The 14,577-nt window shown below is 65.6% G+C and carries 12 protein-coding genes and 1 rRNA gene; 8 read left to right on the top strand and 5 right to left on the bottom strand.

The window, feature by feature from the left end; all coding sequences use genetic code 11:
- The first annotated feature begins 276 nt into the window (after window positions 1–276).
- Window positions 277–393: ribosomal RNA gene (rrf, locus tag AC50X7_RS08460) — 5S ribosomal RNA — on the top strand.
- Window positions 394–473: 80 nt separating this feature from the next.
- On the opposite strand, the gene AC50X7_RS08455 is transcribed toward rrf, so the two are convergent.
- Window positions 474–647, bottom strand: coding sequence for a hypothetical protein (locus AC50X7_RS08455; RefSeq protein ID WP_494978592.1), 174 nt, complete (start codon window positions 645–647; stop codon window positions 474–476).
- A 144-nt stretch (window positions 648–791) separates the two neighbouring features.
- Here AC50X7_RS08455 and AC50X7_RS08450 point away from each other — a divergent pair, with 144 nt between their 5' ends.
- The 4 genes from AC50X7_RS08450 to AC50X7_RS08435 all read left to right on the top strand — a co-directional run bounded on the left by AC50X7_RS08450 (window position 792) and on the right by AC50X7_RS08435 (window position 5,999).
- Window positions 792–1,079 (top strand): HU family DNA-binding protein, encoded by a 288-nt coding sequence (locus tag AC50X7_RS08450; RefSeq protein WP_104045996.1) that lies wholly within the window; start codon window positions 792–794, stop codon window positions 1,077–1,079.
- Between the two features lie 117 nt (window positions 1,080–1,196).
- On the top strand, window positions 1,197–3,350 hold the full coding sequence (locus AC50X7_RS08445) for a bifunctional copper resistance protein CopD/cytochrome c oxidase assembly protein (RefSeq protein WP_494978591.1): 2,154 nt from the start codon (window positions 1,197–1,199) through the stop codon (window positions 3,348–3,350).
- Window positions 3,350–5,377, top strand: a complete 2,028-nt coding sequence (locus AC50X7_RS08440) for an NHL domain-containing thioredoxin family protein (protein ID WP_494978590.1) — start codon at window positions 3,350–3,352, stop codon at window positions 5,375–5,377. The genes AC50X7_RS08445 and AC50X7_RS08440 overlap by 1 nt, the downstream gene beginning before the upstream one ends.
- 472 nt (window positions 5,378–5,849) lie before the next feature.
- Window positions 5,850–5,999: a hypothetical protein gene (locus tag AC50X7_RS08435; RefSeq protein ID WP_494978589.1), complete on the top strand. Its 150-nt coding sequence runs from the start codon at window positions 5,850–5,852 to the stop codon at window positions 5,997–5,999.
- On the opposite strand, the gene AC50X7_RS08430 is transcribed toward AC50X7_RS08435, so the two are convergent.
- The 4 genes from AC50X7_RS08430 to AC50X7_RS08415 form a co-directional block, all read right to left on the bottom strand.
- Window positions 5,989–6,981 carry a hypothetical protein gene (locus AC50X7_RS08430; protein WP_494978588.1) on the bottom strand — a complete coding sequence of 331 codons (993 nt, stop codon included), beginning with the start codon at window positions 6,979–6,981 and terminating at the stop codon, window positions 5,989–5,991. The two genes, AC50X7_RS08435 and AC50X7_RS08430, sit on opposite strands and share 11 nt — an antisense overlap.
- A 69-nt stretch (window positions 6,982–7,050) precedes the next feature.
- Complete coding sequence (locus tag AC50X7_RS08425; RefSeq protein ID WP_494978587.1) at window positions 7,051–8,793, bottom strand: helicase HerA-like domain-containing protein; 1,743 nt, start codon at window positions 8,791–8,793, stop codon at window positions 7,051–7,053.
- Window positions 8,794–8,840: 47 nt separating this feature from the next.
- Complete coding sequence (locus AC50X7_RS08420; protein ID WP_494978586.1) at window positions 8,841–9,380, bottom strand: GNAT family N-acetyltransferase; 540 nt, start codon at window positions 9,378–9,380, stop codon at window positions 8,841–8,843.
- 3 nt (window positions 9,381–9,383) lie between these two features.
- A complete protein-coding gene (locus tag AC50X7_RS08415) occupies window positions 9,384–11,357 on the bottom strand; it encodes an FAD/NAD(P)-binding protein (protein WP_494978585.1) in 1,974 nt (657 codons plus the stop codon).
- A gap of 262 nt (window positions 11,358–11,619) precedes the next feature.
- Between AC50X7_RS08415 and AC50X7_RS08410 the strand changes: the two genes are divergently transcribed.
- From AC50X7_RS08410 to AC50X7_RS08400, 3 genes are read left to right on the top strand one after another with little or no spacing between them, the layout of a single operon-like run.
- Window positions 11,620–12,693 (top strand): amino acid ABC transporter permease, encoded by a 1,074-nt coding sequence (locus AC50X7_RS08410; RefSeq protein ID WP_494978584.1) that lies wholly within the window; start codon window positions 11,620–11,622, stop codon window positions 12,691–12,693.
- The gene (locus tag AC50X7_RS08405) at window positions 12,693–13,508 is read left to right on the top strand and encodes an amino acid ABC transporter ATP-binding protein (RefSeq protein ID WP_494978583.1); all 816 of its coding nucleotides are present in this window, start codon (window positions 12,693–12,695) and stop codon (window positions 13,506–13,508) included. Before AC50X7_RS08410 ends, AC50X7_RS08405 begins: the two co-directional genes overlap by 1 nt.
- Before the next feature lie 11 nt (window positions 13,509–13,519).
- Complete coding sequence (locus AC50X7_RS08400) at window positions 13,520–14,569, top strand: transporter substrate-binding domain-containing protein (protein ID WP_494978582.1); 1,050 nt, start codon at window positions 13,520–13,522, stop codon at window positions 14,567–14,569.
- The last annotated feature ends 8 nt before the right edge of the window (window positions 14,570–14,577 follow it).

Here is a 14,577-nt window from a genome sequence, read left to right as displayed (position 1 = left end):
GACTAACGACTCGTGAAGCTGACCGGTACTAATAGGCCGATAACTTACACCACACACCACCGCCGTGAACGGCATTCAAAAGACGTTCACACCAGACGGTGGTAAAAGATAAACAAGACTGCTTGCGTCCACTATGTGGTTCCCAAACAACAAACCCGTTGCTTGAGAACCGAGAACTGAATAACAACACCACAGCTCCACCACACGGAGCAATGTTGTAACCAAAGATTTCCCACCCGCCCGGGCACGCCCGGGACCAGGGTGCGGAGCAAGGGTTACGGCGGTCATAGCGTGGGGGAAACGCCCGGTCCCATTCCGAACCCGGAAGCTAAGACCCACAGCGCCGATGGTACTGCACCCGGGAGGGTGTGGGAGAGTAGGTCACCGCCGGACAACCATTCGGTCGAGGCCCCAACCAGTCACTGGTTGGGGCCTCCCACACTTAAAACACCCCAGGGCCCTGACACACCACGTCAGGGCCCCACCACTTTAACCACCAGAAAGTACGAGAGCGTTACAGGGGCGGGCGCAGCAAAAGCCAGCGCGTCCCAGGTGACAGGGAGGCGCAGGAGGTGCGCTGTTCCGTAGGGGCGGCGGTAAGGGCTGAAGGGCGCGCCTTTGATGCCCGGGACGGCCGCGATCCTCAAGAATCTGGTGATTAACCTCAAAAAGTCGCGGAAACACGCGGAATTTGCGGACCAGACCGGCCCAAGCTGGTAAGTTTTCGAAGAGTGGCTTGTACGCATGCCGCGTGCAGGCTCCAGAAATCATGACCGTCCAGGAGGACATCAATGGCTAAGAACCGTAGTGAACTTGTTTCAGAGGTAGCAGGCAAGGCCGGCACCAGCCAGGCAGCCGTCAACTCCGTCCTCGACGCGCTGTTCGAGGTTTTCGAGACTTCCGTTGCCGCGGGCGAGAAGATCACCATCCCGGGCTGGCTCGCCGTCGAGCGCACCGACCGTGCAGCACGCACCGGCCGCAACCCGCAGACGGGTGAGACCATTCAGATCGCCGCCGGCCACAGCGTCAAGCTGACCGCGGGCTCCAAGCTGAAGGCTGCGGTCTCCAACAAGAAGTAAAGCTTCTTCCTCCCGGGATCAGACCGGCGTGGACAAGGGGTGGCAACCACAGGGTTGCCGCCCCTTTTGCTTTTAAGGCGATTCGCGGCCCGGGCAAGGGTAGCGGACAATGGATAGGTGCCGTCTGCCGCAAAACCCCAATCCACAGCAACCCAGTCAGCTCCCGGCAAGGGAGCCCCTGGGCACGGCATCGGTGCCCTCGGCGTCTCCAGGGCATGGCAGCTTGCAGGACTGGCAGCGCTCTTTCTCGGACTCGTGGCGGCACTCGTCTTTTCCGGCGCGGCCGCTGCGCGCGAGGTCTCGGATCCGGGCGCCTTGGTTCGCTGGGGCCTGCCCGCCAGCAAGGCGATCCACAACGTCGCGGTGGCGACGGTTATCGGAGGCCTCATCTTTGCCGTAGGCATCCTGCCCAAGCGTTTGGGACTCCGCAGCAGGGACCGGGACGCAACTGCAGAAGACGCAGAACATCCCGCCTTCACCCGTGCCTTGGCCCTCGCAGCCGCTGCGGGCGCCGTTTGGACCTTGTCCGCCATTGCAGTCCTGGTGCTCACCTATTCTGACGTGGCCGGGCAGGGCGTTTCCGGTGACGCAGAGTTCACCCAGGCCCTGGTCTATTTCATGACGGACATCGAGACGGGCCGGGCCTGGCTCGCCGTCACCATCATCGCCGCCGTGGTGACAACTGCCCTGTTCGGCGTCAGGTCCCTTGGCGGACTGGCCCTGACCCTGATCCTGGCGCTCATCGGTCTGGTGCCGACGGCCCTGATCGGGCACTCCTCGAGCTCCTCCGACCACGAAGGCGCCATCAACTCGCTTGGCCTGCACCTGGTGGGCGTCAGTACCTGGGTGGGCGGCATCATCATGCTGGCGCTGCTGTCCGGGATCCTGACAGGCTCCAAGGCGGGCGCGACGGCGGATATCACCGAGGCCACACTCAAAAGGTTCTCTTCCCTGGCGGGCTTCGCCTTTGTGCTGGTCTTCGCCTCCGGCGTCATCAACGCCAGCATCCGGATCACCAACTGGGGCGACCTCTTCGGCTCGTCCTACGGCCAGCTGATTCTGGCCAAGTCCGCCGCAACGCTGGTCCTGGGTGGGATCGGCTTTATGCACCGCCAGTGGGTGATCCCCCAGCTGAACCGCAAGGGCTCCACGATGTCCTCGCGAAGGGTCCTTTGGCAGCTAGTCCTGGCGGAATTCCTGGTCATGGGGGGAACCTCCGGCGTGGCCGTGGCCCTGGGCCGTTCAGCCCCGCCCCAGTCCACCACGTATGCACCTGATGCCTCACCCGCCTTCATCCTCACCGGCTACGAACTCCCGCCGGAGCTGACCCCCGCCCGCTGGCTCACGGAGTGGCGGTTGGACTGGCTGTGGATTGCCGTCGCGCTGTTCGGGCTGGTCTCCTACTTCCTCGGCGTGGCGAAGATCCACCGCCGGGGCGACAAATGGCAGTGGTTCCGGTCCGTGAACTGGGTGATCGGCCTGCTGGTGCTCACCTACATCACGTCCGGCCCGCCGTCGGTCTATGGCCGCGTCCTGTTCTCGGCGCACATGGTGGACCACATGGCGCTCACCATGGTGGCCCCCATCTTCCTGGTCCTCGGCGCACCCGTGACCCTCGCCCTGCGCGCTATGCCCCCGCGGGGTGACGGTTCACGCGGCCCGAGGGAATGGCTGCTGGTATTTGTGCACTCCAGGTTCTCGCAGGTGGTCACGCATCCGCTCTTCGCCGCCGCAAACTTCGCCGGTTCGATCGTCCTGTTGTACTACTCGGACCTGTTCGGGTTCGCCATGCGCGAGCACGTGGGGCACGAACTGATGATTGTGCACTTCCTGCTCACGGGCTACATCTTCGTCCTGAGCATGATCGGCTCCGACCCGCTGCCGCTCCGGGCACCGTACCCAATGCGGCTGCTGCTGCTCCTGGCCACCATGGGCTTCCACGCCTTCTTCGGTGTGGCGATCATGGGCGGAACCAACCTGTTGGCTGCTGACTATTTCGGCAACCTGGGCCGGGCCTGGGGTCAGTCGGCGCTGCTGGACCAGCAGACCGGCGGCGCGGTGGCTTGGGGCATCGGCGAGGTGCCAACGCTCCTGGTGGCCATCGGCGTGGCCATCATGTGGTCCAGGTCCGACCAGCGGGAGACCAAACGCGTGGACCGGGCGGCGGACAGGAATAATGACGCCGATCTCACCGCTTACAACGATATGTTTGCCAAATTGGCTGAACGCGACGCCAGGCTGGCTGAACGAAACAAGCTGGAAGGACGCTGATGAGCGAAACCGTACGCACCCACCTCCGGGTCCGGGCCTCCGAACTGGTGGGCCGTAACTGGTTAAACACTGGCGGCAAAGCACTGGACCTTGAAGCCCTCCGCGGCAAGATCGTGCTGCTGGACTTTTGGACCTTCTGCTGCATCAACTGCCTGCACGTCCTGGACGAGCTGCGTCCGCTGGAGGAGCAGTACTCCGACGTCCTGGTGACTGTGGGCGTCCATTCGCCCAAGTTCGAGCACGAGGCAGACCCGGTGGCCCTGGCGGCCGCCGTGGAGCGCTACGAGATCCACCACCCCGTCCTCGACGACCCGGAGCTGGACACCTGGAAGGCTTACACCGCCCGCGCCTGGCCCACCCTGGTGGTCATCGACCCCGAGGGCTACATCGTGGCGCACCTTTCCGGTGAAGGCCACGCGGACGGACTCGCGGTGCTGATCCCCGAGCTCATCGCCGAACACGAAGCCAAGGGGACGCTGCACCGCGGCTCAGGCCCGTACGTGGCCCCTGAGCCCACCTCGGGAACGCTGCGTTTCCCCGGCAAGGCACTCTTCCTGCCCGCCGGCCGCGGTTCAGCCGCCGCAGAGGGAACGTTCGACGCCGATGCAGCGGCAGGTGCCGCAGTGTCCAACGGTTCAGCAGCACGGGGTTCGTGGCTGGTCACCGACACGGGCCACCACCGCCTGGTGGAACTGGGCACCGACTTCCAAACCGTACTGGGCACCTACGGCTCCGGCACCAAGGGCTACGCTGACGGCCCCGCCGCCGGTGATGAGGCTACCGCCCGGCTTAACGAGCCCCAGGGCCTGGTCCTGCTGCCGGAAGATGTGGCAGCCAAGGCAGGCTACGACGTCGTGATTGCAGATTCCGTGAACCACCGGCTCCGCGGACTCTCACTCCAGGACGGAAAGGTGACCACCCTCGTGGGCAACGGCATCCAGCGCCTGCTGGAGACCGGCCCGGCCCGCGTTGACGAGGACGCTGCCGGATTCACCGGCCGCCTGAGTGAACACCCGCTTGAGGTCTCCCTGAGCTCGCCATGGGATCTTGTCTGGTCCAGCAAGCTCCACGCCGTGGTGATCGCCATGGCCGGCACGCACCAGATCTTCAGCTTTGATCCGCTGACCGGTGCCGTGGCCATCGAAGCCGGCAACGGCCTGGAAGGCCTGCTGGACGGCCCGGCCCACGAGGCCTGGTTCGCCCAGCCCTCCGGGCTCGCCGAAGACGCGGCAGGCAACATCTGGGTGGCGGATTCCGAAACGTCCGCCCTCCGCAAGCTCGTCATCAGCGACGACGGCGCCATCACCGTGGAGTCCGCCGTCGGCAAGGGCCTGTTCGACTTCGGCTTCCGGGACGGTGCGGCGTCTGAAGCCCGGCTCCAGCACCCGCTCGGCGTGACGGTGCTGCCGGACGGTTCTGTGGCGATCGCCGATACCTACAACGGTGCGGTACGCCGCTACGACCCCGCGGCGGGAACTGTTTCCACGCTGGCACGTGGACTTCTGGAGCCCTCGGACGTGATTGTGGACCACACTCAGTCAGCCGGTTCCGAGCCGCTGCTCGTGGTGGTGGAGGCCAACCAGCACCAGCTGGTGTACGTCCCCATCCCCAAGGAGGCGCAGCAGGTGGACGAGGGCGCGTCGCAAACCCACCGGCCGAAGAGCCCTGTGGCACCCGGCCCCTTGGAACTGACGGTGCGTTTCACCGCGCCCACCGGGCAGAAACTGGATGATCGCTGGGGCGACCCCACCCAACTGAAGATCTCCTCCACTCCGCCCGAGCTGCTGGTGTCCGGCGGCGGAACGTCGGTGGGACTGCTCCGTACCCTTGAGCTGTCCGCAGACGTGCCCGAAGGCGTCCTGCACATCACCGCCCGCGCCGCGGCCTGCGACGGCCCTGAGACCGAGGACGGCGAAATCCCGGACCATGCCGCCTGCCACCTTTACCAGCAGGACTGGGGCATCCCTGTGCTGCTGCAGAGTGACGGCGATACCGAGTTGGTGCTGGACCTCCGCGGCATGGACTGATCCCGCCGCCGTCGTCCTGACCTAAAGGCTGCCGTCCAAGACATACGTGTCACGGGCGGCAGCCTTTTAGCGTGGTGTCCTTGCGCGGGCGGCGGGGCTGCGCGCCGCCCTGCGCTGGCCCGGCTTGGGGTGGATGATGCCGCTCGCAGGGCGGTCCGCGGCGGGCTTTTGCAGCCGGAGCGGGGCCTCGATGTGCTTCCGACGGCGTCTCCGGAGTTGGTTGCTTTGCTGCGGAACCGCTGACGTGCTCCAGCGCAGCCGGGCACTACAACCTCTGGTGCTTGCCGTCGTCCGGGCGATGTCCTGATACATGCTCTGCTGTGCCTTCCGTTTCCCGAAGCACTTGTGATGGTTGAATGTGCTGTCGGGAGGGGCGACATGACGGTTGATTTCCCTCGTCAGAGGCTGCCCGGGCGCAGAAACGGCAAGGCGAGGGCAGTCTTGGCGTGGGTGGACCGGGGCGGAATTCCTCTTGGAAACACTGGCACAGATCTACTTCCGCCAGGCGGGCATCCCGGTCCAGACGGCACTTCGGTATTACTACTCCGACGTGGTGTACCACCCGGACGCCATGGTGAAGGAGGTCCTGTCGGTGCTCGCCCGTAAAAGGCTCAGAAGCTGAGGAGTGGTGTCACTTTGATGGTGTCTCCGGTGACGTCCAGGCGGGTGGTGAAGCTGAAGTCCACTTCTTCGTCCAAGGGGTACCAGGCGCCGGTGAACAGGTTCTGCTGTAGCGCCTCCACTTTCGCCTTGCCGTCCAGCGGCGCCACCACCCAGCGCCCGTCAAAGGGCTCGATGGCCACGTTGGGATATTCAGTCACGGACCATTTGATGCTGCCGTCCTGGACCCGGTTGTTGCTGGCGTAGTAGAAGGGGCAGTCCGGCTGGAGCTTCTGCTCCTTGACAGCCTGGGCCGCACAGCCGTCCAGGAACTCCTTGACCTTCGCCGCCACGTCCGTCTTCAGGCTGTCCGTGGCCTGGGTCAGCAGATTGAGCGGCGCCACGGGGACGTCACGGGTGGTCACGGTGGCACGGCTGGCGGGCGCAGAGAAGTATTCCCCGTTCACCGTGGCCTCGTATTCGCCCGGGTAGAAAACAGCGAAGGAGTTCCGGCCATTCGGCATGTTGACGTCCACGCCGTTGACCGTGGCCTCGCTGGAATTGACCACCGTGACATCGACGGTAGGCAGCCGGGACGGAACAAACGCCCAGGTGTTGAAGAAGATCCACTCGGTTCCGGTCTTCTGCAGCGCGAACTCGGTGCGCAGCCGGCTGCCGTCGATGGTGTATTCCATCGGCACCATCACCTGGCCGCCGGGGCGCTCCTCAGCCTCTCCGATGCTCACATTGGTAAAGCGGGACGCGGCGGTCTGCAAGGCTGTACCGTCGAGCATTGCGGCGTTGCTGGGCGGCACCGTTGCCCGCAGAAGACCCAGCGCCTTGCCGCCGTCACCGCTCTGCAGCGCGTCCAGATACTCGCGTACCGGCTGCTGCGGGCTGGCCACAGTATTGTTCACGAGGTTAATGGCAACGATGGCGCCGGCCACAGCAAGCATGAGGCCCAGCAGCCATCCGGCCGCTATCCTCACCAACGCTTGACTCATTTGCACGTTCCATACGTTACCTGCCATGCGCCCGACGACGGCAGTTGAGTCAGCTGTGAGCGGTACCTGTCAGCGGCGGCGGCGCCGGGACGACGTGCCGAAAACACCTCTCAGCAGTTCGCGTCCCAGCTGCGTTCCTATGGACCTGGCCATGCTCTTCAACCCGCCTCCGAGGGCGCCGCCAAGAACGCCGCCGAGGTCGCCCATCATGCCGTCTCCCGGCTCCGGGCTGGTGGTGCGGGGTGCTTCTGCGCGGGCGCGGCCCGAACTCTGCCTGGTGGACGTTGGCTTGGGAGCAGGCCTGCTGCTGGGCCGGCCCAGGATCTCCTCTTCGATCCGCCGGGCCTCGGCATCAATGTCCGCACCACCGGCGGTTGCCAAGCCTGAATCGCCCCCAGGAGCACCAGCGCCGGCGGGAACAGGCGGTTGGCCAGGCGCGGCGGGTCCGGTGGGAGCCGCAGCCTTGCCCGTGAGCTTCTCGTACGCGGAGGGGTTGTCCACAGCGGTCCCGTACTTGCCGAGCAGGGCCGACCCGGCCACGGTGCTTCGAACCAGGGCCTCGTCGCTGGGCCCCATTACGGATTCAGGGGCGCGCAGCCGGGTCAGGGCCACGGGGGTGGGCGCGCCCTTCTCGTTCATCACGGTGATGACGGCCTCGCCAATGCCCGCCGACGTCAGCGTCTCTTCCAGGTCGTAGTCGCTCATCGGGAACGTGGAGACCGTCGCCTTGAGCGCCTTTGCGTCCTCCGGGGTAAACGCGCGCAGGGCATGCTGCACCCGGTTGGCGAGCTGGCCGAGAACGTCAGCGGGAACGTCCTTGGGGGTCTGGGTGACGAAGAAGATCCCCACACCCTTGGAGCGGATGAGCCGGATGGTGGTGGTGATGGCCTCAAGGAAGGCCTTGGACGCGTTACTGAAAAGGAGGTGGGCCTCGTCGAGGAAGAACACCAGTTTGGGTTTGTCCAGGTCGCCGGCCTCGGGCAGGTCCTCGAACAGGTCGGCCAGCAGCCACATCAGGAAGGTGGAAAACAGCATGGGCTTGGTCTGCAGGGTGGGCAGTTCCAGGCAGGTGACCACACCGCGCCCGTCCGGAGCGGTCCGCAGGAGCTCGGCGGTGTCAAACTCCGGTTCGCCGAAGAACTTCTCCAGCCCCTGGGCCTCGAGGTTCACCAGTTCGCGCAGGATCACGCCGGCGGTGGCCTTGGACAACCCGCCGAGCTCCTCCAGCTGGTCCTTGCCCTCAGCGGAGGTCAGGAACTGGATGACCGCCCGGAGGTCCTTCAGGTCGATCAGCTCCAGGCCGTTTTTGTCGGCGAAGTAGAACACGAGCTGCAGGCTGGATTCCTGCGTGTCGTTCAGCTCCATGATCCGCGCGAGCAGGATGGGGCCGAAGGACGTCACGGTGGCCCTGACCGGGATGCCGTTGCCGTCCCCGCCCAGTGCCAGGAACTCGACGGGGAAAGCTTTGCCCTGCCAGGCCTGGCCGATGCCTTCGGTGCGGGCCGCCAATTTCTCGCTGCCGGCGGCCGCAGTGGCCAGGCCTGAGAGATCGCCTTTGATGTCGGCCAGAAAGACCGGAACGCCCGCGGTGGACAGCTGTTCCGCCATCATGTGCAGCGTGACGGTTTTGCCGGTGCCGGTGGCGCCTGCCACCAGGCCGTGCCGGTTCATCATTGCCAGCGGCAGGCGGACCTGCGCCTCTTTATGGAGTTCACCGTCCACAATGGCGGCGCCCAGTTCGATGGCGGGCCCGTCCAGCGTGTACCCCTGCTGGATGGTGGCAAGCTTCTCTGCTGTGGTTTTGTTGGCCATGCCGCTAGCTTAGCGGCGGCAACGTCCAGCGGGCTGGGTAGGAATCGTCAGTTCGGCGGAACCTCTGGAAGCTCCTTGGTGAACGCCAGGAACTTCAACGTCTCCGGGTCCGCGTGCAGATCGAACTGCGGCTGGTAGCCGGTGGTGAGGTAAAGGTGCTTTGCCTCCGGTTGACGGGGACCGGTGGTGAGGTAGAGCCTGGTGTACCCTCGGCTGGCGGCGAGGGCTTCCAGCTCGGCGATGACCCGCTTTGCCAGGCCGCGGCGGCGGTGGCCCGAGTGGGTCCAGATCCGCTTGAGTTCGGCGGTGCTGGCGTCGTAGCGGCGGAAGGCTCCACCGGCAATTGACTCGCCGTTTTCCTGGATCACCAGGAGCGCGCCACCCGGGCCCGCGAACTCGTCAGCCGGGTAGCGGTTCAGCTCCTCCGCCGCCGCTTTCCGTCCGAAGAGGCCGCCATAGCGGGCGTCGTATTCGACGGCGAGTTCGTCCAGCAGCGGCTTGGCCCGCGGATCGTGCATGGGGAGTTTCAGGACCGTCAGCGCCGCCGGATCAAGCGGTTGGCGCGCGAGGTCAGGTTCTGCAGTCACGGTTCAATTCTTTCCGACGGCGGTTGGTTCTGTGGGCATGGCGGTGGACTCCTGGGCGGCGAGGTCACGGACAGCGGTAAGGATGTTCCGGGCCAGTGCATCGTTTTCGCGAAATGGCGCCGCGTTTGTGCAGGGGCGGGCGAAGGCTCCCGCGCCCCAGCCCGAGGTGGCGGGGCCGACTCCGAAGAGTGTCGGCTGCGGTCTTCCCTCGGCGCTGACCAGCTGGTGTTGGCTGGAGATCAGCAGCTTGCCCGTGGAATGGATCCCGTCGGCGGTCAGCAGTTGCTGCTCCGCACCGAGGCCGTTCCGGTGCAGGGATTCGAGGACCGGGTTGACCGACCGTGCCACAGTGGGCGAAGGCAGTCGGGCTTCGATCAGGGCCTTCGCCGCCACAGAAGTGCCGGATCGCAGCGAGCCGGCATGGAACAAACCGGTGGACTCGTCTGCCGTCACTTCCACGTCCGGGCCGAGGAACTGCAGCAGCCCGGCACGGTGCAGTGCCAGCATCTGGCGGAGGCGGTGCGGGGGAGGCCCGGAGTCAACGAAGCTGAAGAACCCGTGCCACCAGCCGTGAACCACCTGCTGGGACCGGGCATTGAGGCGCTCCGGCGGAACCACGCGCCCCACTTCCATGTACACGTGGAGCAGCGCAAGGAAAAGGGCGAGGGTTTCAGGGTGGTCGGGGCTGTCCCGCAGGACGAGATCGTGCTCGATGTACTCCACCACCGCATCCTGTACGTCCTGATGCCCGGCAAAGCGGTGGCCCGCGAAGGGCCGGTCCAGCCGCTCCAGTTCAAGGTGCAGGGCGGCGTCCGGCACGGCCGCGGCCACGAGTTCCTCGCGGGCGGTGCTGTACCAGTCCAGGTCCGAGTAGCAGGCGGCGAACTCGTCCCAGCCCATCGCGGCCCGGCCGGAGCTGCCGGTCAGCAGTTCCCGGTAGTAGCCGTACCCGGCCTCCTTCGCGATCAGCGGCCACAGGTGGCCGCGGAAATCCAGTTCCCCGTGCCGTTCCAGCAGGGCGCCCACGGCTGCGGCGGTCAGGAAACGCAGCGGCCCCGGCGCCTCGCCCTGGAGGGTGGCCGAGATCTTCGAGTGGTACGGCACTCCCCGCCGCGAACCGGCCCACAGCCTCGGTTCCCTGCCCGACGCAAGGTACTTCAGGCCGCCGTCGGGAGTTCCAACAAAGCGTCCGCCACGTCCTTCCATCAGGAGGACCAGGAGGTCAACGAAGGCCAGGCCCATGCCGGAAACGATCACGTCCTGCCCCGGGGCGATGGGTGAGTAGTCGACGTCGGTGGTGTAGCTGGGTGCCGCGTGGTAGCCGCCGTGCCGCCCGGCGAAACCGGCCCAGGCGGCTGAGGTGGCGTCTGGACGGGAGTCAGTGTGGCCCAGGGCGGTCACCACGACGTCGGCCAGCAGGGTCCGGCCGTTGGCCAGCTCCACGAGGTGCTTGCCCGGGCCCTCCGCAGGATCGGCAGGGAAAGCCTCCTCAACTGCCCGCGTGACCGCAATGGCCGTGGTCCGGTGAACCGTGACGTTACGGCCCAGGGACCTGGCCGTGCGGCGGAAGAACCATTCCAAGTACTGGCTCTGCAGCTGGCGCGTGGGAAAGGTGACGCCGGTGAGGGACCGGAGCTGATCCCACAAGGAGCGGGGGAAGTCCGGCACGTCGGTGATGGAGCCGTCCACCACTCCCGCGGCCCAGTCAACCAGGTTCGGGCCATGGCTCGCCGGTCCCTCGCAGGCCACCGACTCATCAGTGAACATGGTGATGTCCGCGGCGGTGGAATTCAGCAGGAGGCCCGGATCCTGGTCGTAGCGCCAGATACGGCCGGAACCCGGCACGTGCGGCTCTACGACGTGGATCTCCAGCGGCCCGCTGAAGACCTCGCGACGGTTTGCGGTGATCCGGTTGAGGACGCCGGCCGTGCGGGGTCCGCCGCCCACGAAGACGACGGCCGGGATGTGCGCTGGCATGGGGGCTCCTGGTGGCGGCGGTGGGGGGCGGTCGGAGTGCCATGCTAGGCAGCGTTTCCGACGGCGGTCGAGCGCCTGGTCACGCCCGTTAATTCCGCGTCACACCCCGTCAAAGGACGCAAAAAACCGACTCATGACGCAGTGCGAACTCCGGTGAAGTTATGCAACCTGCTGCCTTGCTGGGCCCTTCCGGCCGGTTCTAGATTTGCAGCCAGTTACCGGGGCAATCAGCTCCGGCCCAACCAGTGAAGCGGGGTGGCGCATGAGTTCAGCAGCAACTACGGCGGCGCAGTCAACACAATCAGCAACAGCACAGACAGCACAGCCGGCTGCCGGGCGGGCGCCGGACGTCACTGCAGCGGCGGCGGCTTTCGGGTCGGCCGGGGTTCCGCCGGAGGACGGGACGGCGCGGGTGGCCACTGACTATTCCTCTTACCGTGTGGTGGCCGCAAAGCATCCCTGGCGCTGGGTGGGTACCGCAGTGGTGGCGCTTGGCGTCCTTGCCGTCGCCTGGTCCCTGGCCACCAACCCCCGCTGGGAGTGGGGGGTCGTAGCGCAGTGGTTCACCGCCCAGTCCGTCATCAACGGGCTGATCGAGACCCTGAAGCTGACCGCGATCTCCGGCATCCTCGGCTTCGTGCTGGGCTTCATCCTCGCGCTGATGCGGCTGTCCGCCTCGCCGCTGCTGGTCTCCGTTTCCTGGACGTTCTCCTGGATCTTCCGGTCCACGCCGCTGCTGGTCCAGATGCTGCTCTGGTACAACCTGGGGTACCTGTACGAAAAGATCAGCCTGGGCATCCCGTTCACCGACGTCCGGTTCTTCGAGGTGCAGACCACCACACTCATCAGCCAGTTCGCCGCAGCAGTCCTGGGCCTGACCCTGAACCAGGCAGCGTATTCCGCGGAGATCATCCGCGGCGGCATCCTCTCCGTGGACCAGGGCCAGCTTGAGGCCGCCGCCGCGCTCGGCATCCCGGCGTGGCGGAGGTCCACCCGGATCGTCCTGCCACAGGCCATGCGGGCCATCCTGCCCACCGCCTTCAACGAGATCATCGGCCTGGTCAAAGGCACGTCCATTGTGTACGTCCTGGCCTACTCCGAGCTGTTCTACACCGTGCAGGTCATCTACAACCGCACCCAGCAGGTCCTCCCGCTGCTCCTCGTGGCAACCCTCTGGTACGTGGTGATCACCTCCGTGCTCAGCGTCTTCCAGTACTACATCGAACGGCACTACTCCAAGGGCGCGGTGCGTAACCTGCCCCTGACGCCCCTGCAGAAAGCCCGCAAATTCTTCGCCACCCACGCTGTCGCCAACAACCGGGCAAGGAGCCTCTGATGACCACCGCTGCAACTGCCACCAGGGGCCTGGTGGAAATCACCAAAGTCCGTAAATCCTTCGGTGCCACCGAGGTGCTCAAAGGCGTCAGCCTCACCGTTGAGCCGGGCGGCGTAGCCGTTATCGTCGGCCCTTCCGGATCAGGGAAATCCACGCTGCTGCGCACCATCAACCACCTGGAAAAGGTGGACGGCGGCTTCATCTCGACCGACGGCAAGCTCGTGGGCTACGAAATCCGCGGCGAACGCTTGCTCGAACTGCGCGAGAAGGAGATCCTGAAGCAGCGCACCGAGATCGGCATGGTGTTCCAGAACTTCAACCTGTTCCCGCACCTCACCGCACTCGAAAACGTTGCCGAAGCGCCCGTTGTCGCCCTGCAACCCGGCAAAGGGCGCCGCTCCAAGGAAGAGGCACGGCGCCGCGGCCTGGAACTGCTGGACCGGGTGGGCCTCAAGGACCGTGCCGGCGCCTACCCCCGCCAACTCTCCGGCGGCCAGCAGCAGCGCGTGGCCATCGCCCGCGCCCTTGCCCTCGATCCCAAGATCCTGCTGTTCGACGAACCCACTTCCGCCCTGGACCCGGAACTGGTCAACGAAGTGCTGGACGTCATCCGCGAACTCGCAAAATCCGGTACCACGCTGATCATCGTCACCCATGAGATGGGCTTCGCCCGCGACGTCGCGGACACCGTGGTGTTTATGGACGAAGGGCAAATCGTGGAACAGGGCAGCCCACAGCAGATTTTCACCAACCCGCAGGAACCACGCACCAGGAGCTTCTTCTCCAAAGTGCTCGAACCGGCTTTCAACATCTAAAGGATCTCCCCATGGCACTTTTCACTGGCCTCTCTCCCCGCTCCGGCCGCGCGGGCACCCTGGCGGCGCTGCCCGCCGTCGTCCTTCTCGGAACTGCGGCGCTCGCCGGCTGCGCTGATCCCGGCGCAACAGCCGGCGGTCCCGCCAGCGGCGGAGCCGGGACGACGGCGGCACGCAACGGCGTGGCCTACAACACCGCCCCGGACCAGCAGCGCCTCCGTGCAGAGAAGGATGCGGCACTCGCCGCCAAGGTTCCCGAACTGATCGGCAAGGACGGCAAGCTGACCATCGCCACCACTGCCGGGTCCATTCCTTTGTCCTTCCACGCCACGGATGACAAGACACCGATTGGATCCGAGCTGGATATTGCCCAGCTGGTGGCGGACGAGCTGGGCCTGGAGCTGGATGTCCAGGTGACGTCGTGGGAAAACTGGCCGCTGAAAACCCAGTCGGGCGACTTCGAGGCTGTTTTCTCCAACGTGGGCGTCAATAAGGACAGGGTGAAGCTGTTCGACTTCGCAAGCTACCGTGCGGCGTTTATGGGCTTCGAAGCCAAAAAATCTGCCACTTATGACATCAAGGGCGCGGACGACATCTCCGGATTGAAGGTTTCCGTGGGGTCCGGAACCAACCAGGAAAAGATCCTGCTGGCGTGGAACAAGGAGCTCGAGGACAAGGGCAAGGCGCCTGCCACCCTGCAGTACTACTCCTCGGACGCCGACACCATCCTGGCGCTGTCCTCCGGACGCACCGACCTCAACATCGCGCCCTACCCGTCCACCGTCTACCGCGAAAACACCCGTGACGACCTGAAGGTAGTGGGCAAGGTTAATGCCGGCTGGCCGTCCGAAACCCTCGTAGCCGCCACCACCCTTAGGGGCAACGGCCTGGCACCGGTGATCACGGAAGCCCTGAACTCGGCAATCAAGGACGGATCGTATGCCGAGGTCCTGGAGCGCTGGGGCCTGTCCGAAGAAGCGCTGCCTGAGTCCAACACCATCAACGAAGAAAACTTCGCGGCCTCCCGGGCTACCCCCACGCGAACGTCCAAAACCTCATGAAGTTCCAG

This window comes from Pseudarthrobacter sp. Hb11, assembly GCF_059383655.1.
Note: the sequence above shows the minus strand (reverse complement) of the source record. Positions and strands in the feature narration are given on the sequence as shown.

Excerpts from the sequence above, each read along its gene's own strand:
- AC50X7_RS08425 (WP_494978587.1), bottom strand. The coding sequence starts at position 8,793 with ATGGCCAACAAAACCACAGCAGAGAAGCTTGCCACCATCCAGCAGGGG.
- AC50X7_RS08415 (WP_494978585.1), bottom strand. The coding sequence starts at position 11,357 with ATGCCAGCGCACATCCCGGCCGTCGTCTTCGTGGGCGGCGGACCCCGC.
- AC50X7_RS08410 (WP_494978584.1), top strand. The coding sequence starts at position 11,620 with ATGAGTTCAGCAGCAACTACGGCGGCGCAGTCAACACAATCAGCAACA.
- AC50X7_RS08400 (WP_494978582.1), top strand. The coding sequence starts at position 13,520 with ATGGCACTTTTCACTGGCCTCTCTCCCCGCTCCGGCCGCGCGGGCACC.
- AC50X7_RS08440 (WP_494978590.1), top strand. The coding sequence starts at position 3,350 with ATGAGCGAAACCGTACGCACCCACCTCCGGGTCCGGGCCTCCGAACTG.
- AC50X7_RS08405 (WP_494978583.1), top strand. The coding sequence starts at position 12,693 with ATGACCACCGCTGCAACTGCCACCAGGGGCCTGGTGGAAATCACCAAA.
- AC50X7_RS08430 (WP_494978588.1), bottom strand. The coding sequence starts at position 6,981 with ATGAGTCAAGCGTTGGTGAGGATAGCGGCCGGATGGCTGCTGGGCCTC.
- AC50X7_RS08450 (WP_104045996.1), top strand. The coding sequence starts at position 792 with ATGGCTAAGAACCGTAGTGAACTTGTTTCAGAGGTAGCAGGCAAGGCC.